General features: G+C 64.8%; 19 protein-coding genes. 12 read left to right on the forward strand and 7 right to left on the reverse strand.

What is annotated here, in order from left to right:
- Positions 1–255: 255 nt before the first annotated feature.
- The 6 genes from BLR13_RS09235 (at position 256) to BLR13_RS09260 (ending at position 4014) form a co-directional block, all read left to right on the forward strand.
- Positions 256–717 carry a tRNA (cytidine(34)-2'-O)-methyltransferase gene (locus BLR13_RS09235; protein ID WP_074825268.1) on the forward strand — a complete coding sequence of 154 codons (462 nt, stop codon included), beginning with the start codon at positions 256–258 and terminating at the stop codon, positions 715–717.
- A 31-nt stretch (positions 718–748) separates the two neighbouring features.
- Complete coding sequence (queE, locus tag BLR13_RS09240; protein ID WP_074825266.1) at positions 749–1381, forward strand: 7-carboxy-7-deazaguanine synthase; 633 nt, start codon at positions 749–751, stop codon at positions 1379–1381.
- A 17-nt stretch (positions 1382–1398) separates the two neighbouring features.
- A complete protein-coding gene (locus BLR13_RS09245; RefSeq protein WP_074825265.1) occupies positions 1399–1764 on the forward strand; it encodes a 6-pyruvoyl trahydropterin synthase family protein in 366 nt (121 codons plus the stop codon).
- Positions 1765–1919: 155 nt separating this feature from the next.
- Complete coding sequence (gene hemF, locus BLR13_RS09250; protein WP_091976406.1) at positions 1920–2810, forward strand: oxygen-dependent coproporphyrinogen oxidase; 891 nt, start codon at positions 1920–1922, stop codon at positions 2808–2810.
- A gap of 63 nt (positions 2811–2873) precedes the next feature.
- Positions 2874–3146: a DUF2158 domain-containing protein gene (locus BLR13_RS09255; protein WP_074825263.1), complete on the forward strand. Its 273-nt coding sequence runs from the start codon at positions 2874–2876 to the stop codon at positions 3144–3146.
- Between the two features lie 142 nt (positions 3147–3288).
- Positions 3289–4014 carry an HAD family hydrolase gene (locus BLR13_RS09260; RefSeq protein ID WP_074825262.1) on the forward strand — a complete coding sequence of 242 codons (726 nt, stop codon included), beginning with the start codon at positions 3289–3291 and terminating at the stop codon, positions 4012–4014.
- A 1-nt stretch (position 4015) separates the two neighbouring features.
- Here the strand turns inward: BLR13_RS09260 and BLR13_RS09265 are convergent, their stop codons facing one another.
- From BLR13_RS09265 to BLR13_RS09285, 5 genes are read right to left on the reverse strand one after another with little or no spacing between them, the layout of a single operon-like run.
- Complete coding sequence (locus BLR13_RS09265; RefSeq protein WP_074825260.1) at positions 4016–4774, reverse strand: sulfite exporter TauE/SafE family protein; 759 nt, start codon at positions 4772–4774, stop codon at positions 4016–4018.
- Complete coding sequence (locus BLR13_RS09270; RefSeq protein WP_074825258.1) at positions 4771–6012, reverse strand: CCA tRNA nucleotidyltransferase; 1242 nt, start codon at positions 6010–6012, stop codon at positions 4771–4773. Before BLR13_RS09270 ends, BLR13_RS09265 begins: the two co-directional genes overlap by 4 nt.
- 12 nt (positions 6013–6024) lie before the next feature.
- Positions 6025–6288 (reverse strand): DUF6111 family protein, encoded by a 264-nt coding sequence (locus BLR13_RS09275; RefSeq protein ID WP_074825256.1) that lies wholly within the window; start codon positions 6286–6288, stop codon positions 6025–6027.
- Complete coding sequence (locus BLR13_RS09280; RefSeq protein ID WP_074825254.1) at positions 6285–6959, reverse strand: CoA pyrophosphatase; 675 nt, start codon at positions 6957–6959, stop codon at positions 6285–6287. Before BLR13_RS09280 ends, BLR13_RS09275 begins: the two co-directional genes overlap by 4 nt.
- Complete coding sequence (locus BLR13_RS09285; protein WP_074825252.1) at positions 6956–7612, reverse strand: DUF1285 domain-containing protein; 657 nt, start codon at positions 7610–7612, stop codon at positions 6956–6958. The genes BLR13_RS09280 and BLR13_RS09285 overlap by 4 nt, the downstream gene beginning before the upstream one ends.
- 282 nt (positions 7613–7894) lie before the next feature.
- Here BLR13_RS09285 and BLR13_RS09290 point away from each other — a divergent pair, with 282 nt between their 5' ends.
- The 6 genes from BLR13_RS09290 to BLR13_RS09315 all read left to right on the forward strand — a co-directional run bounded on the left by BLR13_RS09290 (position 7895) and on the right by BLR13_RS09315 (position 17894).
- Positions 7895–8896, forward strand: coding sequence for an AAA family ATPase (locus BLR13_RS09290; protein ID WP_074825250.1), 1002 nt, complete (start codon positions 7895–7897; stop codon positions 8894–8896).
- On the forward strand, positions 8896–9840 hold the full coding sequence (locus tag BLR13_RS09295) for a DUF58 domain-containing protein (RefSeq protein WP_074825248.1): 945 nt from the start codon (positions 8896–8898) through the stop codon (positions 9838–9840). The genes BLR13_RS09290 and BLR13_RS09295 overlap by 1 nt, the downstream gene beginning before the upstream one ends.
- On the forward strand, positions 9840–12668 hold the full coding sequence (locus tag BLR13_RS09300; RefSeq protein ID WP_074831725.1) for a DUF4159 domain-containing protein: 2829 nt from the start codon (positions 9840–9842) through the stop codon (positions 12666–12668). Before BLR13_RS09295 ends, BLR13_RS09300 begins: the two co-directional genes overlap by 1 nt.
- A 3-nt stretch (positions 12669–12671) precedes the next feature.
- Positions 12672–14735 (forward strand): hypothetical protein, encoded by a 2064-nt coding sequence (locus BLR13_RS09305; RefSeq protein WP_074825246.1) that lies wholly within the window; start codon positions 12672–12674, stop codon positions 14733–14735.
- A 318-nt stretch (positions 14736–15053) separates the two neighbouring features.
- Positions 15054–15473 (forward strand): DUF2946 family protein, encoded by a 420-nt coding sequence (locus BLR13_RS09310; RefSeq protein ID WP_074825245.1) that lies wholly within the window; start codon positions 15054–15056, stop codon positions 15471–15473.
- Between the two features lie 156 nt (positions 15474–15629).
- Positions 15630–17894: a TonB-dependent receptor gene (locus tag BLR13_RS09315; RefSeq protein WP_074825243.1), complete on the forward strand. Its 2265-nt coding sequence runs from the start codon at positions 15630–15632 to the stop codon at positions 17892–17894.
- A gap of 484 nt (positions 17895–18378) precedes the next feature.
- Here the strand turns inward: BLR13_RS09315 and BLR13_RS09320 are convergent, their stop codons facing one another.
- Both BLR13_RS09320 and BLR13_RS09325 read right to left on the reverse strand, forming a co-directional pair.
- Positions 18379–18891: a GNAT family N-acetyltransferase gene (locus BLR13_RS09320; RefSeq protein WP_074825242.1), complete on the reverse strand. Its 513-nt coding sequence runs from the start codon at positions 18889–18891 to the stop codon at positions 18379–18381.
- A 69-nt stretch (positions 18892–18960) separates the two neighbouring features.
- Complete coding sequence (locus tag BLR13_RS09325) at positions 18961–19896, reverse strand: glycosyltransferase family 2 protein (RefSeq protein ID WP_074825240.1); 936 nt, start codon at positions 19894–19896, stop codon at positions 18961–18963.
- Between the last annotated feature and the right edge of the window lie 42 nt (positions 19897–19938).

Raw genomic sequence — 19938 nt, forward strand, 5'->3', positions numbered from 1 at the left:
CAGCCAGCGGAACCGCCCCGCAGACGCGGAAAGCGCGTCCGGAAGAGGCTGCCGGCGCCCGCGGCCCCCGCGGCGGCAGAACGACCGCATTATCCCTGCCAGACAGGCGGAACAGGCAGTCCAGAATCGTTCTATTGGCACCCTTGCCGGGCGAGCGCAAGCCCGCTATCGGCTCACAACGGTGCAATGCACTAAATCCGCGCTGGCCGTGATTTATTCGAGACATTTCATCGGGACTTCGCAGGCCACGACACCATGCAGATCGCCCTTTTCCAGCCTGACATCCCCCAGAACACGGGGACGATTCTACGCCTCTGCGCCTGTCTGGATGTGGCGGCCCATATTATCGAGCCGGCCGGGTTTCCGGTGTCCGACCGGCATTTCCGCCGGGCGGGCATGGACTATCTCGACCAGGTGTCGATCACCCGTCACGACTCATGGTCAAAATTCGAACAATGGCGTAACGAGGCGGGCTTCCGGCTGGTGCTGCTTACAACCAAGGCGGCCAGTTCCTATCTGGATTACCGCTACGGCCGGGACGATATCCTGCTGTTGGGGCGGGAATCCGCTGGTGTTCCCGACGAGGTCGCCGCCGCTGCCGATGCGCGGCTGGTGATCCCGATCAAGCCCGGTTTGCGCTCGCTGAATGTGGCGATGGCCGCTGCCATGGCATTGGGCGAGGCGGTGCGGCAGACCGGTTCCGCGATCCAGCGATAAAGGCGGCCCAAGGAAACATGGTGCAGAGACGGTGAGTTACGCGGTCAAAGAGATTTTCCTGACGTTGCAGGGCGAAGGCGCGCATGCCGGCCGCGCGGCGGTGTTTTGCCGGTTTTCCGGCTGCAACCTCTGGAGCGGCCGCGAACAGGACCGCGCCACCGCCACCTGCCAGTTCTGCGACACCGACTTTGTCGGCACCGATGGCACGCTGGGCGGCCGATACGCCTCGGCCGACCAACTCGCCGATACCATCGCCGCGCAATGGACCGGCGAAAATACCAACCGCTACGTCGTCCTGACCGGCGGCGAGCCGCTGCTGCAGGTCGACACGGCCTTCATCGACGCGCTGCATGCGCGCGGCTTTGCGATCGGCATCGAGACCAACGGCACCATCGAGCCGCCCGATGGGATGGACTGGGTCTGCGTCAGCCCCAAGGCCGGTGCCGGCCTCGTGGTGCGCAGTGGACATGAATTGAAACTGGTCTATCCGCAGGCCGGTGCCCGGCCGGAGGATTTCGCGGACCTCGCCTTCGAGCGGTTCTCGCTGCAGCCGATGGACGGGCCCGACGCGATCGAGAACACCGCACGCACCGTGGATTATTGCCTGCGCCATCCGCAATGGCGGCTCAGCCTGCAGACGCACAAGACACTCGGTATCAGATAGGATTTTGGGCTTTCACGATGTGGGAATTGACGAAATCGTTTCGCTTTGAAGCCGCGCATTCGCTGCCGGGAACGACCTTTGGCGCGGCCAGCGAGGAAATTCACGGCCACTCGTTTCGCGCCGAAGTGAGCGTGCGCGGCACGCCCGATCCCTCGACCGGCATGGTGCTGGATCTCGGCCTGCTCGAACGCAGCATGGCCGAGGTGCAGAAGACGCTGGACCACAAGCTCCTGAACCGGATCGAAGCGCTGGGGACGCCGACGCTGGAGAATATTTCGCGCTTCATCTGGGAACGGGTTCAGCACGCCGGCAAGATCACGCGCGTCAGCGTCCACCGCGACAGTTGCAACGAGAGCTGCACGTATTTCGGGCCGCAGGGATAGGTTTGAATTTTCCGTCATTGCGAGCCAACGGGTCGGCGCAAAGCGCCGCCCGATGATAAACTCCGCGAAGCAATCCAGACTTGTTTCCGGGAAAACTGGATTGTTTCGTCGCTGGCGCTCCTCGCAATGACGGCGAAGATGGTTGGGAGTTGTATATGGACGTTTCGCTGATCGAGGATCGCAAGGCGCGCGCCAGAACCTGGTTCGAGGCGCTGCGCAACGATATCTGCGCCGCCTTCGAAAAACTTGAGGACGACGCGCCGACCGCGCTCTATCCGGGTAGCGCCGGGCGCTTTGTCCGCACGCCGTGGGACCGCACCGATCATACCGGCAAGGCCGGGGGCGGCGGCGGGGTGATGTCGATGATGCACGGCCGGCTGTTCGAGAAGGTCGGCGTGCATTGCTCGACCGTGCACGGCGAATTCTCGCCGGAATTCCGCGCGCAGATTCCGGGCGCCGCCGACGATCCGAGGTTCTGGGCCTCGGGCATTTCGCTGATCGCGCATCTGCGCAACCCGCATGTGCCGGCGGTGCACATGAACACCCGCTTCGTCGTCACCACCAGGGCCTGGTTCGGCGGCGGCGCCGACCTGACGCCGGTGCTCGACCGCCGGCGCAGCCAGCAAGATGCCGATACGCTCGCGTTTCACGCCGCCATGAAAGCGGCCTGCACCGGGCCGAACGGCGTCGCCGATTACGACAAGTACAAGAAATGGTGCGATGAATATTTCTATCTGCCGCATCGCAAGGAGTTGCGCGGCATCGGCGGCATCTTCTACGACCATCATGATTCCGGCGACTGGGAAGCCGACCTGGCCTTTACGCAGGACGTCGGCCGCGCCTTCCTGAACATCTATCCCGAACTGGTGCGGCGCAATTTCGCGACGCCGTGGACCGCTGATGACCGCGAGGAACAGTTGATCCGCCGCGGCCGCTACGTCGAATTCAACCTGCTCTATGACCGCGGCACCATGTTCGGGCTGAAGACCGGCGGCAATGTCGATTCAATCCTGTCGTCGATGCCCCCGGAAGTGAAATGGCCTTGATCGGCTTGTCATGACAGGCCGCTAGACTGAGATTCGCGTCATTCAAAATCCCAGGAGCAGGTCATGGAAGTAAAACCAGGCGATGTCGTCATTCTGAAGTCCGGCGGCCATCCGATGAGCGTGGTCGAGGTGAGCGAGACCACCGCCGCGTGCGTGTGGATGGGCAACGAAGGCGATTTGTTCCGCGAGACACTGCCCCTTGCCGTGCTTGAACTCGCGGAAGCCGAACCGTCCGACGACGAGGAGGACGACGAGGACGAGCATGAAGACGAAGAAGAAGCGGACGAAGAAGACGAGGAAGAGGACGAGCACGAGCCCAAGAAGAAGAAAAAGTAAGGGCACCTGACGTCGCCGGGCCATCATCGTTCCCGGCGACGTCGTTCGCCGGGATTGGACCCGGCGCGAGGGATTTGATATGCGCGGGAGCCCGGCCGCGGCTTCCCGTCCATGCGTCCGGCCATGAAATGGCTTGGAGACCATGACGCACCTGCCCCGCGCGATGTTGATCGACATGGATGACACCATCCTGTCGGCCTATGGCCGCCCCGAAATCGCCTGGAACCAGATCGCCGCCGAGTTCGCCGACGAGTACGGGCCGTTCTCGCCGCACCAGGTGGCCTCGGCGGTTCTCACTTCCGCTCGCAAGTTCTGGGGCGCGGCCGGGCCCGAATGGCGGCTGAAGCTGGATGAAGCGCGCCGCATCGTCGTCAGGGACGGATTTGCCGCACTCGCCGCGGGCGGCCATGCCTTGCCGGATGATCTGGCAGCCCGTCTCGCCAACCGCTTCACCACCTATCGCGAGGAAGCGATGTACGTGTTCCCCGGCGCGCATGACGCCATCGACGCGCTGAAGGCGCACGGGGTCAAACTGGCGCTGGTGACCAACGGCGCCGCCGAGACCCAGCGCGCCAAGGTCGAACGCTTCGAACTGACCCATCGCTTCGATCACATCCAGATCGAAGGCGAGCATGGTTTCGGCAAGCCGGAAGAGCGCGCCTATCTGCACGCCATGCAGGCGCTCGGCGTCACGGCACAGGAGACCTGGATGATCGGCGACAATCTGGAGTGGGAAGTCGAGGCGCCGCAGCGCCTTGGCATCTATGCGGTCTGGATCGACGTTCACGGCGACGGCCTGCCGGCCGAATCCACCGTCAAGCCCGACCGTATCATCCGCTCGCTGACGGAGTTGCTGTCGGCCGATTAAATCAACGCAGCGCCGACCAGATCATCACCAGGCCGCCGGTGATCACGGCGACATCGAGGATCGCGGTGTGAATGTGCACCGGCATGCGCTCGACAAAGGCCTTGGCAAGAAATGCCCCGGGGATCGCCACCGCGCCGATCAGAAGCGCAAAGGCAAGCACCTGCGCCGTGACGACGCCGGCCATGCCGAACACCGAAATCTTGACGACGCTGGTCGCGAGCGAAATCACCGCGTCGGTCGCGATCACGGCGGCGCCTTCGAGTCCCGCCGCCATCAGCAACGACAGCAGGATGACGCCCGAGCCGGAGGTGCCGCCGACCACCACGCCGTAACCCACCGCGCCGGCGGCAAGCGCGGCGTCGCCGATCCTGACCTGGTGGTGCTTGGCTAGCCGGCGCAGCGGCACACTCAGGATCAGCATGCTGCCGATCACCAGCGCCGCACCGGCACCGCTCAGCCGCGTATAGCCGTAGGCGCCGAGCGCCGTGGAGAGGATCGCCGCCGATACGACGATCAGCGCGCGGCGACGGTCTGCATAGCGGATGTAGGCCACGAAGCGGCTGAGATTGGTGAAGATGGAGGAAATCGCGATGATCGGCACCACCGGTTCGGCCCCGATCAGCGGCACCAGCACCAGCGGCATCAACGCCCCGGTGCCGTAGCCCGCAAGGCCGCCGATGACGGAGGCAAACAGCGCCATGCCGGCGACCAACAGCAGCTGAGCCACGGAAATGTCGGCGAAGCCGGAAAGAATATTCACAAACGGTGATCGCGATGGAAGCGTGTGACGGTCTGGTCGGCAATAGCGGCAAGGGCTGCCGGGGCAAGCGGAAAATCCGCAGCCAGCCAGGCATCTTCGGCAAGCGTCAGCACATGGCCGAGCGCCGGCCCCTCGGCGATGCCGCGGGAAATGAAATCGGCCGCGCGGAGCGGAAACTTCGGCGCGGTCCAGCGCTGCGGCAGCTTGGCGAATTCGCGCCAATACGCGGCCTCGAAGCTTTCGCCCGAACGCGCCCAGGCCAGCATCAGGCGATCGCGGTATTGTGCCTCGCCGAGCCGGTAGAGCCGTTGCCGCGCCCTCAACTCGTCCATGCCGGCCAGCCGCCACCAGCGATGCCCCATGGAATCCAGCATCTTGGTTTCCGCGTTGGAAAGACGCAGGCGCGCGGCGACGCGTTTGGCATCCTCGGTCACGGCAACGGCAAGCGCAGCCAGCCGGCGCACCGGGTCCGGCGCGAGCCCCAGCGCCCGCTCCGCCGATATCATCGCCGCGAACGGCCCGGTATAGGTGACGCTGCCGACAATCGTCAGCAGCAGGCCGGCATCCGCCATCGCGGTGACCGCCGCCTCGGCGCCGTCGGCGACCAACAGCTTGAGCATCTCCATCCGCACGCGTTCGGCAGAAAGATTAGAAAAGCCCGCGCGCCCGGCGATGCAGGCCAGATAACCCGCGCGATCGGGCGCGCCGGCGCCATAGGCGGCATGCATGCGGAAAAACCTGAGGATGCGCAGATAATCCTCGGCGATCCGTTGCGCGGCATCGCCGATGAATCTCACCCGTCGGGCTTCGATATCGGCAAGGCCGCCGACGTGGTCGTGCACGAGGCCGTCGGCATCGACCGAAAGACCGTTGATGGTGAAGTCGCGCCGCTCGGCGTCGCGGACCCAGTCGCGGCCGAACGCGACTTTGGCCTTGCGGCCATAGGTCTCGGTATCCTCGCGCAACGTCGTGACCTCGAACGGCTGCGCATCGACGACCAGGGTCACTGTGCCGTGGTCGATGCCGGTCGGCACGCATTTGATGCCGGCGGCCTTGGCGCGGCGGACGACTTCGTCGGGCAGCGCCGTGGTCGCGATATCGATATCGCCGGTCGGAATGTTCAGCAGCGCGTTGCGCACCGCACCGCCGACCACGCGGGCTTCCTCGCCATCGCCGTTGAGCAAGGCGAGCACGCGGGCAGCCGCACCGGATTTGAGCCAGGGCGCATCAATGAGCACGCGCCACCTCGCTCATTTCTCGGTCCCTGGAACGAATTTGCCGTTCTCGATATGGGCGGGAATGTAGGTCGAGTCCGGCGCCGCCCCGGAAAAATGCGCCAGCAGCACGAAGCTGACCACCACCAGCAGCAGCGATCCCAGCACCAGCTTGGCGACCAGATGCGCCGGCCAGGAAGATGTCGCCATCAGGCCGGAACGGGTGGCAATCAAAAACACGGCATAGACCGCGAACGGGATCAGGAAAATTCCGACTTCGGTCAATACCGGACGGATCATGAGAGATAAATCCGCTCATACAGCACGCGCAGGATGCCCGCGGTCGCGCCCCAGATGTAGCGCTCGGCATACGGCATCGCGTAATAGGAACGCTCCATGCCGCGGAATTCCTTGTTGTGGATCTGGTGGTTCTCGGGATTCATCAGGAACGCCAGCGGCACCTCGAAGGCATCGACCACCTCGCCTTCGTTGATATCAAGTGTGAAGCCGGGTCTTACCCGCGCCACCGTCGGCAGGATGCGAAACCCGAACGCCGTGCCGTAGAGATCGAGATAGCCGATCGGCTCGACGAAGTCGCGGCTCAGGCCGACTTCCTCCTCCGCCTCGCGCAAGGCGGCGTCGAGCGGCGAAGCATCGGTCGCGTCGATCTTGCCGCCGGGAAAGGAAATCTGGCCGGCATGGCTCGACAGATGCGGCGAGCGCTGCGTCAGCAGCACGGTCGGCTCCGGATGGTCGATGACCGGGATCAGCACCGCCGCCGGCCGCACCGGCTGCTCGCGGGCGACAATCTCGAGCATGCGATCGTTGCCGGAATCGCCGGTCCTCGGAATGATGTTGGGATCGATCAGCCCGGCCGGCACGTCGAAGCTCAGCCGCGCCCGGCTGCGCGCGAAGAATTCCGCCGAACTGACCGGAGCCGCCTCCAGTTTCCTGCGTATCGGCTCGTTCAAAGCGCGTCCCTCACCTGCTTCGCATCCGCCATCGCAAAGAACTCGCCGCCGGATTCGACCCCGAACATCGGTTCGCCATCGACCACCCGCTCTTCGCCCATGTCAACCAGATCGTAATAGAGCGCACGGGTCACCTTGGCCCAGAGGTCGGCGCGAACGTGCAGATAGGGCGTCAATCCGCCATCGGCTGCCATCTCGAATCGCAGGCGATGTCCGGAGTCGCAAGGCACCCAGTCGTCAACATTGGTGCGAAAGCGCAAGAGCCGGCCGCGGTCGCCAGCCTCGTTCAGCATCTCGACCGCCATGAACGGCGCGTCGTCGACGCGGATGCCGACCTTCTCGACCGGGGTCACGAGAAAGTGCTTGCCGTCCTCGCGCTTCAGGATCGTCGAGAACAGCCGCACCAGCGCCGGCCGTCCGATCGGCGTCCCCATGTAGAACCACGTTCCGTCGCCCGCGATTCGCATGTCGAGATCGCCGCAGAACGGCGGATTCCACAGATGCACCGGCGGCAGCCCCTTGCCGGCTGCCGTGGCGTTGACGGCTTCTCGCGCGGCTACCGTCAGGCCTTCGAGCTTGTTGCCCTCAAGCTTGTTGCCTTCAAGCTTGTTGTCTTGGAGCCCCTGATCGCCGGTTTGCCCTTGCTTCGCCATTGTTTGACCTGAGTCTGACTGCTTCGATCTGGCACGATTGGTGCACGTCTTCCGATATCGATCCCGGACGATTTGCGCCCGTATTATTCCGGGTCAAGTCGCCACAACGTGATGCCGTTCATACCCCGAAATACCGATAATGTGGGGATAGTTTAATTCAACGAATACAGGGCCTTTGCATAGGTTTAGCATGAGGTTCGTGGCATGACGACGCAATCGGCGGCGTCATGAAGCGGTTTGGCTCCGGATCCGTAAATCTCTGGATCCGTGAAGGAGAGAGACATGGCGAACGCAGACGGTGTCGAGAAACTCGAGGACGCAATCGTCCGCTCGGCCGAGCAGGTCGCCGGCCAGATCCGCGCCGCCAAGGAAGCGATCGCCACCGTCATCTACGGCCAGGACCGGGTCATCGAAAACACCCTGGTGACGATCCTGTCCGGCGGACATGCGCTCTTGATCGGGGTTCCCGGTCTCGCCAAGACCAAGCTAGTCGAAACGCTCGGCATCACGCTCGGCCTCGACGCCAAGCGCATCCAGTTCACGCCGGACCTGATGCCGTCGGACATTCTGGGCGCCGAGGTGCTGGACGAGAGCAATTCCGGCAAGCGCTCGTTCCGCTTTATCGCTGGCCCGGTGTTCGCGCAGCTGCTGATGGCCGACGAAATCAACCGCGCCAGCCCGCGCACCCAATCGGCGCTGCTGCAAGCCATGCAGGAACAGCACATCACGGTTGCCGGCGCGCGCCACGATTTGCCAAAACCGTTCCACGTGCTGGCGACGCAAAACCCGCTGGAGCAGGAAGGCACCTATCCGCTGCCGGAAGCGCAGCTCGACCGCTTCCTGATGGAGATCGACGTCGATTATCCCGATCGCGACGCCGAACGCCGCATCCTGTTCGAAACCACCGGCGCTGACGAAACGCTCGCCAAGGCCTCGATGAATGCGGAGATCCTGATTGCCGCGCAGCGGCTGGTACGGCGGCTGCCGGTCGGCGACAGCGTCGTCGAGGCGATCCTTTCGCTGGTGCGCTCGGCGCGTCCCAATCCCGACGGCGACGGCGACAAGCTGATCGCCTGGGGACCGGGCCCGCGCGCCAGCCAGTCGCTGATGCTGGCGGTCCGCGCCCGCGCGCTGCTCGACGGCCGCCTCGCGCCCTCGATCGACGACGTGCTCGATCTGGCCGAGCCCGTGCTCAAGCACCGTATGGCGCTGACCTTCTCGGCGCGCGCCGAAGGACGCACCATTCCTGACGTGATCAGGCAGTTGAAGACGCGGATTGGTTGATGGCCGCAGAGACCAAGCACCAAAGTGGGGAGATTGTTGCGATCCGACGTGCCGATGGTGAAAGCCGAACGCTCGCCGCATCGTTGCCCCGTCTCGTGCTTGAAGCCCGCCGCATCGCCGCCAACGTCATCCATGGTCTGCACGGCCGACGCCGCGCCGGCGCCGGCGAGAGTTTCTGGCAGTATCGCCGCTTCGTCTCGGGCGAGCCGTCGCAGAACGTCGACTGGCGGCGCTCGGCGCGCGACGATCATCTCTATGTCCGCGAGCAGGAATGGGAGGCCGCGCATACCGTGTGGCTGTGGCCGGACCGCTCGCCGTCGATGGCGTTTGCCTCCAGGGGCGCGCGCGACAGCAAGCTGGAGCGCGGCCTGATCGTCACCTTTGCGCTGGCTGAGCTCCTGGTCGCGGGCGGCGAACGCGTCGGCATTCCCGGCCTGATGAACCCGACCGCCAGCCGCAGCGTGATCGACAAGATGGCGCAAGCGATGCTGCACGACGATGCCGCGCGCGCCAGCCTGCCGCCGTCGTTTGTGCCGTCGGCGCTGGCCGAGATCGTGGTGCTGTCGGACTTCTGGTCGCCGATGCCGGAAATCCGCACCATGCTCGCCGGCCTGTCGGCCTCCGGCGCCCATGGCACGCTGATCCAGATCGTCGATCCCGCGGAAGAAACCTTTCCTTATTCGGGCCGGGTCGAATTCGTCGAACCCGAGGGCGGCGGCGTCATCACCGCGGGCCGCGCCGAGAGCTGGGCGCAGGATTACGTCGCGCGCGTCGCACTCCATCGCGACGAGATCCGCAACGAGACCAACAAGCTCGACTGGCTGTTCTCGACCCACACCACCAGCCGCTCCGCCGCCGAACTCTTGCTGTTCCTGCACTCGGGCATGATGGTGAGCAAGGGCAGCGTGCGCTCCTCAACCGTGAAGGTGGGACGAAGCGCATGATCGCAGGGCTTCCCCTCACCTTCGCCGACCCGTTGCTGCTGATGGGGCTGTTGACCCTGCCGGTGCTGTGGTGGCTGTTGCGCGTGATGCCGCCGCGGCCCAAGCGGATCGAGTTTCCGCCGACGCGGCTGTTGTTCGACATCAGGCCCAAGGAAGAAACCCCGTCGCGCACGCCGTGGTGGCTGACCTTGCTGCGCCTCACCGCCGCGGCATTGGTCATTCTCGCCGCCGCCGGGCCGATCTGGAATCCGCAGACCGGCGTCGGCGGCAGCAACGCGCCGCTGGTGATCCTGCTCGACGACGGCTGGAGTGCGGCTTCGAGCTGGGACATCCGCATCAAGGCCGCCGATGAACTGATCGCCAATGCCGACAACGACCGCCGCGGCGTCGCACTGGTTCCGCTGTCCGAACCGGCGCGCGACATCACCCTGATGCCCGGCGGCACCGCGCGGGTCGCCCTGCGCCAGCTCGCGCCAAAGCCGTATGCGATCGAGCGCGTCGAAACGCTTGCCGCCGTCGAACGGTTCCTGAAGGCGACCGGCGATGCCGAAATCGCCTGGCTGTCCGACGGCATCGACACCGGGCGCGGCACTGAATTCCTCGAAGGCCTCGGCAGGACCGTCGGCGACCGCAAGCTGACGGTGTTCGAGGGTGGCGCATCGCCTGCGCTGGCGCTGGTCGCCGCCGAGAATGCCGCGGCCAAGATGACCGTGAAGGTGCTGCGCACCACCAGCGGCAATGCCGCCGGTGTGGTGCGCGCGATCGACGCCAAGGGTTCGCCGATCGGCGAGGCACGGTATGCGTTCGGATTGCAGGACCGCGAAGCCGAAGCGGCGTTCGATCTGCCGGTCGAACTGCGCAACGATATCGCGCGGCTGGAAATATCCGGCGAGCGCTCCGCCGGCGCGGTGCAACTGTTGGACAAGCGCTGGCGGCGTCGCGCCATCGGCGTCGTCACCGGTGCGACCAGCGATACCGCGCAGCCGCTACTGGCTTCGACCTTCTATCTGACCCGTGCGCTGCAGCCCTTCGCCGATGTGCGGCTCGGCGACCGCGGCGCGCCGCAGCAGGTGATCGCGCAGTTCCTCGATCAGCGGCTGCCGATGATCGTGATGGCCGATGTCGGCACGCTGTCGCCGGAAATCCGCGAACGCCTGAACGCATGGATCGATCAGGGCGGCGTGCTGGTGCGCTTCGCCGGTCCCCGTCTGGCGCAGGCCGATGACGATCTGGTGCCGGTGAAACTGCGCCGCGGCGGCCGCACGCTCGGCGGCAGTCTCACCTGGGAAAAGCCGCAGCATCTGGCCTCGTTCGCCGCCGACGGCCCGTTCGCGGGGCTTAACGTGCCCAAGGACATCACCATCAGCCGGCAGGTGCTGGCCGAGCCCGATGCCGTGCTCGCAACCAGGACCTGGGCGTCGCTGGAAGACGGCACGCCGCTGGTCACCGGCGAACATCGCGGCAAGGGCGTCGTCAGCCTGTTCCATGTCGGCGCCGACTCGCGCTGGTCGGACCTGCCGATGTCCGGCAGCTTCGTCGAAATGCTGCGGCGGCTGGTCGATATGTCCGGCTACACTTCCAAGCCCGGCCCCGGCGTCGCCAGCGAAGCGGCCAATGTCGAAACCGTGGCGCCGCTGCGCACGCTCGACGGCTTCGGCGCGTTCGGGCCGCCGCCCTCGACCGCCAAGCCGATGCCGGCCGACTATCGCGATCGCGCCACCTCAGATCATCCGCCCGGCTTCTACGGCTCCGCCGAAGGTCCGATCGCCGTCAATACGCTGGCATCGGCCGATCGCATCGCCGCGCTCGATACGTCATCGCTGCACGCGCAGCATGCCACCTACTCCAACGCCGAGCCGCGTGACTTGCGCGGCATCCTGCTGTCGTCATCGCTGCTGTTGTTCCTGATCGATGCGATCGTGATCGCGATGCTGGGCGCCGGCCTTGCCGCGCTGTGGCGCCGGCGTACCGCGACGGCAGCGCTTGTCCTGGCGCTGATCCTGGCCGCGACGTCGATCGCGCCGTCGCCGGTGCGCGCCGACAACCCGGTGCGCGCCGACAACAATGACGACTTCGCCATCAAGGCGGTGTCGCAGACGCGGCTCGCCTATGTCGTCACCGGAAATGCCGACGTCGATTCCATCGTCAAGGCCGGCATGGCCGGGCTGACGCTGTTCCTGGCGCAGCGCACGGCGCTGGAAGCCGGCGATCCCGTCGGCATCGATCCCGCCCGCGACGAACTGGCGTTCTTCCCGCTGATCTACTGGCCGGTGGTGCCGGGCGCGCCAAAGCCGCCGCAGGACGCCATCAACCGCATCGACGCCTACATGAAACAGGGCGGCACGGTCGTGTTCGATACCCGCGACGCCATCGAGGCGCCGCCGGGCGACAACGGCGCGTCGCAGACGCCGGGGATGCAAACCCTGCGCGAGATTCTTTCCTCGCTCGACGTGCCCGAGCTCGAGCCGGTGCCGCGCGAGCATGTGCTGACCAAGACGTTCTATCTGCTGCGCGACTTCCCCGGCCGCTTCAACGCCGGCCAGACCTGGGTCGAAACCCTGCCGCGCGAGGACGACGACGAGACCGCCTCGAAGCCGGCGCGCGGCGGTGACGGCGTTTCGCCGATCATCATCACCTCGAACGATCTCGCCGGTGCCTGGGCGATCCGCCCCGACGGCCAGCCGATGCTGCCGCTGACACCCGGCGAGCCGCGCCAGCGCGAATTCGCCTTCCGCGCCGGCGTCAACATCGTGATGTACACGCTGACCGGCAACTACAAGGCCGACCAGGTTCACGCGCCCGCCCTCATCGAACGGCTGGGACAGTAGAGCATGCAGTACGGTATCGCGTTTACACCCCTCGTTCCCACGCTCGTGCTGTGGATCGCACTCGCCGCGATCGTCGTGATCTCGACGCTGCTGCTGCTCGGCCGCGCGCGCGGGGCCGCGGTGCGCGCGGCGGCGCTGGCGCTGATCCTGCTGGCGCTCGCCAATCCTTCCTTCACCCGCGAGGACCGCGAGCCGTTGTCCTCGGTCGCCGCCGTCGTGATCGACAAGAGCCCGAGCCAGAATTTCGGCACGCGCAACGACGAGACCGCGAAGGCGCAGGAAGCGCTGGTCGATACCCTGAAGAAGATCAAGGGGCTGGAAGTGCGCGTCGTCGAGGCCGGACAGGCTGATGGCGAGACGGATGGCACCAAATTGTTCGGCGCGCTGTCCTCGGCGCTCTCGGACGTCCCGGTCGATCGCGTTGCCGGCGCGTTCCTGATCACCGACGGCCGGGTGCATGACATTCCCGCCAACGCCGCGGCTGTCGGCTTCCAGGCGCCGGTGCATGCGCTGATCACCGGCCGCAAGGACGAGCGCGACCGCCGCATCGCGATTTCGGCGGCGCCTCGCTTCGGCATTGTCGGACAGACCCAGACCATCACCTACCGGCTCGACGATCAGGGCGTCACCAACCAGCGCGCCAAGATCGTGATACGCCGCGACGGCGAGGTGATCAGCGAGCGCACGCTCACGAGTGGTCAGACTTCCAGTGTCGAGATCGACATCAAGCATGCCGGCCCGAACATCGTCGAGATCGAGGCCTCGCCGCTGGAGAACGAACTGACACTGGTCAACAACCGCGCCGTGGTCGCGATCGACGGCGTCCGCGACAAACTGCGCGTGCTGCTGGTGTCCGGCGAGCCGCATTCCGGCGAACGCACCTGGCGCAACCTGCTGAAGTCGGACGCCAGCGTCGACCTTGTGCACTTCACAATTCTGCGTCCGCCGGAGAAACAGGACGGCACGCCGATCAACGAGCTATCGCTGATCGCGTTTCCGACCCGCGAACTGTTCCAGCAGAAGATCAACGAATTCCAGCTGATCATCTTCGACCGCTATGCCCGCCAGGGCGTGCTGCCGATCGCCTATTTCGACAACATCGCCCGCTACGTCCGCGCCGGCGGCGCGGTGCTGGTATCGGCCGGGCCGGACTACGCCTCGACCACCAGCATCTGGCGCACGCCGCTGGATTCGGTGCTGCCGGCCGAACCGGTCGGCGTCACCGAAAAACCGTTCTATGCGCATCTGAGCGACGCCGGCAAGCGCCACCCGGTGACGCGTGGCCTCGAAGGCTCCGCCACCGAGCCGCCGCACTGGAGCCGGTTCTTCCGCACCGTCGAGACCCGCAACAGCGTCACCCCGCCTGTCATGACCGGCGCCGACGGCAAGCCGCTGTTGCTGCTGTCGCGCTTCGGCGAAGGCCGCGTCGCGCTGTTGCTGTCGGACCATATCTGGCTGTGGGCGCGCGGCTATGAAGGCGGTGGACCGCATCTGGACTTGCTGCGGCGGATGTCGCACTGGCTGATGAAGCAGCCGGACCTCGACGAGGAGGCGCTGCGCCTGCAGATCCAGGGCAAGGACCTCGTGGTGGTGCGCCAGACCATGGCCGACACCGTCGCACCTGTCACGGTGACCTCGCCGAGCGGCACCACAAAAGAATTGACCCTTGTTGTCGGCGATCCCGGCGAATGGCGTGCGACGCTGCCTGCGAACGAACTCGGGCTGTGGCAGGCGACCGACGGCACGTTGAAGGCGCTGATCAATGTCGGGCCTACCAACCCGAAGGAATTTTCCGAAGTCACCTCGACCACCGAGATGCTGAAGCCGCTGGCGCAGGCGACCGGTGGCGACGCGCGGCGCGTGGTCGATGGCACCAGCCTCGACATGCCCCGCATCGTGCCGGTCCGTGCTTCCGGCATCTATCGCGGCGACGGCTGGCTCGGCGTCAAGATGCGCGACGCCAGCGTCGTCAAGGGCGTCGGCGTGCTGCCGATGTTCGCAGGCCTGATCGGGCTGTTGCTGCTGCTCGGTGCTTTCGCAGCAACGTGGGTACGCGAGGGGCGGTAGGCGCGACTGCCACGCCTGCTCTATGTCCCTCATCCTGAGGAGCGGCCACTTGGCCGCGTCTCGAAGGATGAACAGCCCGGCCGTATCCTTCCAGGCTCGCCCAACGGTGCAAGTGCACCGCAAGGCTCGCACCGCCAGCGATAACGGCGAAGCCATTACGCGGGGATGACGGGTCGAACATCAGGCGGACATCACGCGCTGCTCCCGCCGTTGCATCAATCCCACATCACGCGCCGAACTATCGCCGCGCACCCGACCTACGGTTGACATCGCCCTTTCCTTCCGATGTTATAATATAACATTGGGACGAAGACCCGGATGAACTGGTTCCGAAAACATCTCAGAGGTGGCTCGCGGCTGGCGCTGTTTGCGCTCGCGATCCAGTTTGTGATGGCGTTTGGCCATTTCCACGGGTTGGCGGCGCAGGCCGCGCCTTCGATTCAGACCGGCGTAACGAACGCCGACTTCGCCCACACCGCAGGAATAGCCGCGCAAACGGCGGCCGATGAGGTCGCGCAGAAGCAGCAGCCTTCCACCCCGGACACCGATCAGCAACCGACGGATAATTGCGCGATCTGCGCCGTCATGTCGCTTGCCGGCAACCTGCTGTTCGCAACGCCGCCGCTGTTGCAACTGCCGCAGGCGGTCGAATTTCTCTATCTCACGACCGACGCCGAGTTCGTTCACCTGAACTCGATCTATCCGGCGTTCCGGTCCCGCGCACCACCCGCCTCCTGACATCGATTGATTGATGCGCCCTTCCGAAGCCGTTCGCATCAAGCGGGCCACTCTCAAGGGATAAATCGAAATCGGTCCGTCGCACATCGACGGCAAGGCGCTTCCAAAGGTTCGTCGATAACGCGAATTCCGGTGGCAGCCTCTCAGGATCGGACAATGACGCTCTCGTTAAGAACCACTCTCCTGCTCTCCAGTTCAGCGTCACTGCTGCTCGGCCTGGGAACCCCTGCAATGTCGCAGACCGCAGCTCCCGCGGCGGGCGGCTCTACCACGCTTCCAAAGATCGAGGTCGTGGCACCGCCGCGCGCCCAACCAACGCGCCGGCCCAAGGCGCGCGTCGTCACGGGGGTACGCCGCGAGACGCCCGCCGCACCGCCGCCGCAGACCGAGGCGCAAGTGGTCGCGGGCAAGAACGAGAAGTTTGACACGACGCGCCAGAACATCTTCGCGCCAACCGGCGCCAACTCCTCTCAGATCAACCACCAGGCCATCGAGGCGCTGCCGCAAGGCACCAATACGACGCTGGACAAGGTGCTATTGCAACTACCCGGCGTAACGCAGGATTCGGCCGCAAGCGGTGAATTGCACGTACGAAACGAGCACGGCAATCTTCAATATCGTATCAACGGCATCATGCTGCCCGACGGCGTCGGGGCTTTCGGGCAAATCCTCGACACCGGCATCGTCGGAAGCCTGGCGCTGCTTACCGGGGCGCTGCCGGCGCAATATGGCTTGCGCACCGCGGGCGTGCTGGACATCCAGACCAAGACCGACGCCTTCAACAACTCAGGCAGCGTCAGCGTCTATGGCGGCAGCCGCCAAACGATCACGCCGAGTTTCGAATACGGTGGCACCGCCGGACAAACCCAGTATTTCGTCTCCGGGCGCTATTTCACGAGCAATCTGGGGATTGAGAATCCGACGCCGGCGAAAGAAGCGATTCACGATCGCACCTCGCAGGAGAAAGGATTTCTCTATCTATCGACCGTGCTCGATCCCACCAGCCGCCTGACCCTGATCAGCGGCGTATCGAATGCGGCGTATCAGATCCCCAATAATCCGGGACAGCCGTCCAACTTCACGGCGTTCGGGGTATCCAACTTCGATTCGTCGATGCTCAATGAACGGCAGTACGAGACGACCCAGTTCAACGTATTGGCCTACCAAAAATCGATGGAGGATATCGACTACCAGGTCGCCTATTTCAACCGCTATAACCAGTTGCACTTTCGGCCGGATTTGGTAGGCGACCTCGTCATCAATGGCGTGGCCTCCGATGTCTACCGTCAGAGCGTTATCAATGGCATTCAGGAAGATACCGCCTGGCGCATCGGCTATGCTCATACTCTGCGGTATGGTTTTTCCGTGAGTGCGGAGCGCTCCCTGGTCACCAACATATCCACCGTGTTGCCGCTCGTTGATCCCGCCGATCCAGGCCAAGGCACGATCGATGCGCCGTTCCCCATACTCGATTCCAGCTCCAAGACCGGTTGGCTGCTTGGCACCTATCTTCAGGACGAGTGGAAGATCACCAATAACCTGACCTTGAACGCCGGGTTACGCTTCGACCAGATGTACCAATACGTCAATGCCAACCAGTTCAGCCCGCGTGTCAACGTGAGCTGGGTGCCAGTGGATGGCACCACCTTCCACGCCGGCTACGCGCGCACATTCACGCCGCCGCCGCAAGTGGTGGCTGCTCCGGTTAATCTGACGCTGGTCCAGGGCACATCGCAGCAGCCTGCCGTGCAGCAGAACGATCCGGTGCGGCCGGAGCGGGCGCACGTGTTCGACGCAGGTGTGGTTCAGAAGATCCTGCCGGTACCCGGCCTCGAGGTCGGGATCGATCTCTACTACAAGATCGCGCGCGATCTGCTAGACGACGGGCAATTCGGCGCGGCCTATGTGTTGTCCGGCTTCAATTATGACCGGGCCAATAACGCGGGTGTCGAGCTCAAGGCATCCTACACCAACGGCAACTTCCGCATGTATGGCAACCTCGCCTGGGCGCGCCAACTCGGCACCGACATCGTATCGAACCAGTATTTGTTCGACCCCGATCGTCTGGCCTATATCGCCACCCACTACATCTACACCGACCACAGTCAGACTCTGACCGCGTCAGCCGGTGCATCCTACCTCTGGAACGGCACGCGGTTCAGCGCGTCAATGATCTACGGCAGCGGACTTCGCTCCGGCTTTGCGAATACCGACCACGTGCCGTCCTATACCCAGGTGAATGTCGGAGTATCGCGCGAATATCTCCTCCCGGGATGGACCAAGCCGACGACGGTAAGGTTCGATGTCGTCAACCTGTTCGACAAGATCTACCAGATCAGGGATGGCTCAGGTATCGGCGTGTTCGCGCCGCAGTTCGGACCGCGACGCGGCTTCTATGTCGGCATCACGCAGAAGCTGTGACGCGTGCGCTTTCGCGTGAAGAAAACGCGTCAGAACAACGTCCAGAGTCCTGCAACTAGGACGAAGTCCTGATGCAGGGCATCGGCGTGCGGGCGTTCGCGAACTTGAAGTTTTAGCTGTGCTCCCTCGCCCCGCACTTGCGGGGTCGAGACGAGCGAAGCTCGCTCTTAGAACCTGTATGCTCGTGTGCAGTTTTGTTTTGTGCAATCGCACGCGAGACCGCGGGTGCAGCGCGCCCCCGGTCTTTCCCGCGCCCTCTACTTTTTGGGGGCGGCACGTGACGCAAAGCCCGGGCGCATCGCGCCGCGGCAATGCGGGGTCGTGCCCTCACGCTGTTTGACAATTGAATAGGAAACCGACCCGACATCGAGAATTCGTAGCCCGGATGAGCGAAACGATATCCGGGGCTGACGGCAGTTGCTTATCGTGCTGCACCCGCATATCGCTGCGCTCATGCGGGCTACGGGCTGCGGATGACGCGCCGCTATCTTGCCTTGGTCCAGTCGGGCTGGATCGCGCCGGAGACGTCGTTGAAGGCGCCTTCGACCAGTTCGGCCACCAGCAGGCGGCTGTAGTCGACCGGGCCCGGCATCGTCGCCCGTCCCTTCGGCACCGCCTTGAAGCCGACGCGGCTGTAATAGGCTTCATCGCCGACCAGGATCACCAGGCGATGTCCCTTGGCCCTGGCATCCCCGAGCGAACGATCGAGCAGCATGCGCCCGACGCCGCGGCTGCGGAACGGCGGCTCGACCGTCAACGGCCCGAGCATCAAGGCCGGCGTATCGCCGATGCAGACCGGCAACTGACGCACCGAGCCGACCATCAGCGTGCCGATCCGCGCCGTGAACGACAGATCGAGCAGATGGTCGACGTGTTCGCGCAGGCGGTAGGCGCTGAGCACGAAACGGCCGGGCCCGAAGGTGCGTTCGTGCAGGCGCTCGATCGCCTGCGCGTCCTTTGGCGTTTCGGCCAGGATGGTGACGGAGAGTTCGCTCATGATGAGGCGCGGGATAGCATCTGGCGGCGGCGCGGTCCATCGGCGGAAGCGCCAAAATTCCGCGTTGCCTTAATCCCTGTTGATGGCGGGCTGGGACAAATAGGCCAGCAGCTTCATCTCGCGGCGGCCGCGCGTCACCGTATCCAGCACCAGCCCGGACGAGACCGACAGCACCGCCAGGATCATCAGGCCCATCGACAGCACCGCGGTCGGCAGCCGCGGTACGAGACCTATCTCGAGATAGGTGACGACGACGGGGATCGCGAGCCCGATCGAGACCAGCATCAGGAAGATGCCGATCACGGTGAAGAACCGCAGCGGCTTTTCCGACCGGTACAGTTTCAGGATGGTGCCGAGAATCCGGAAACCGTCTTGCCAGGTGTTCAGCTTGCTGACCGAACCTTCCGGCCGCGCGTAATACGGCGTCTCGATTTCGATAGCCGGCAACGCCAGTTCGAGCGCGTGGACGCTGAGTTCGGTTTCGATCTCGAAGCCGTCGGACAGCACCGGAAAGGATTTGACGAAGCGGCGCGAGAACACGCGGTAGCCGGACAGGATGTCCTTGAAGGCCTGGCCGAACACCGTCGAAAGGAAGCTGGTCAGCATCCAGTTGCCGGTGCGGTGGCCTGGCCGGTAGGCGGCGACCGACTGGTCGACGCGAAAGCCCACCACCATGTCGAGATGATCGCTGACCAGGCGATCGATCATGTGCGGAGCGCTCGGGGCGTCATAGGTCGCATCGCCATCGACCAGCACATAGACGTCGGCGTCGATGTCAGCGAACATGCGCCGGACCACATGGCCCTTGCCCTGGCGGCGCTCGCTGCGCACCACCGCCCCGGCCGCGCGCGCCATCTCGACGGTGCGGTCCCTTGAATTGTTGTCGTAGACGAATATCTCGGCCGCCGGCAGCGCCTTTCGAAAGTCGGCGACCACGGTCGCTACCGCGGTTTCCTCGTTGAAGCAGGGCACCAGAACCGCAACCCGCAACGCTGGTGTCGTCATCGCAGGCCCGCCGAATCACGTTTGTCCATGGGGCGTTTATAC

This window comes from Bradyrhizobium ottawaense, assembly GCF_900099825.1.
GTDB lineage: Bacteria > Pseudomonadota > Alphaproteobacteria > Rhizobiales > Xanthobacteraceae > Bradyrhizobium > Bradyrhizobium ottawaense_A.

Bases quoted from the DNA above. Each gene is read 5' to 3' on its own strand.
- BLR13_RS09235 (WP_074825268.1), top strand. From the start codon at position 256: ATGCAGATCGCCCTTTTCCAGCCTGACATCCCCCAGAACACGGGGACG.
- BLR13_RS09245 (WP_074825265.1), top strand. From the start codon at position 1,399: ATGTGGGAATTGACGAAATCGTTTCGCTTTGAAGCCGCGCATTCGCTG.
- hemF (WP_091976406.1), top strand. From the start codon at position 1,920: ATGGACGTTTCGCTGATCGAGGATCGCAAGGCGCGCGCCAGAACCTGG.
- BLR13_RS09255 (WP_074825263.1), top strand. From the start codon at position 2,874: ATGGAAGTAAAACCAGGCGATGTCGTCATTCTGAAGTCCGGCGGCCAT.
- BLR13_RS09260 (WP_074825262.1), top strand. From the start codon at position 3,289: ATGACGCACCTGCCCCGCGCGATGTTGATCGACATGGATGACACCATC.
- BLR13_RS09275 (WP_074825256.1), bottom strand. From the start codon at position 6,288: ATGATCCGTCCGGTATTGACCGAAGTCGGAATTTTCCTGATCCCGTTC.
- BLR13_RS09285 (WP_074825252.1), bottom strand. From the start codon at position 7,612: ATGGCGAAGCAAGGGCAAACCGGCGATCAGGGGCTCCAAGACAACAAG.
- BLR13_RS09290 (WP_074825250.1), top strand. From the start codon at position 7,895: ATGGCGAACGCAGACGGTGTCGAGAAACTCGAGGACGCAATCGTCCGC.
- BLR13_RS09295 (WP_074825248.1), top strand. From the start codon at position 8,896: ATGGCCGCAGAGACCAAGCACCAAAGTGGGGAGATTGTTGCGATCCGA.
- BLR13_RS09305 (WP_074825246.1), top strand. From the start codon at position 12,672: ATGCAGTACGGTATCGCGTTTACACCCCTCGTTCCCACGCTCGTGCTG.
- BLR13_RS09310 (WP_074825245.1), top strand. From the start codon at position 15,054: ATGAACTGGTTCCGAAAACATCTCAGAGGTGGCTCGCGGCTGGCGCTG.
- BLR13_RS09315 (WP_074825243.1), top strand. From the start codon at position 15,630: ATGACGCTCTCGTTAAGAACCACTCTCCTGCTCTCCAGTTCAGCGTCA.
- BLR13_RS09320 (WP_074825242.1), bottom strand. From the start codon at position 18,891: ATGAGCGAACTCTCCGTCACCATCCTGGCCGAAACGCCAAAGGACGCG.
- BLR13_RS09325 (WP_074825240.1), bottom strand. From the start codon at position 19,896: ATGACGACACCAGCGTTGCGGGTTGCGGTTCTGGTGCCCTGCTTCAAC.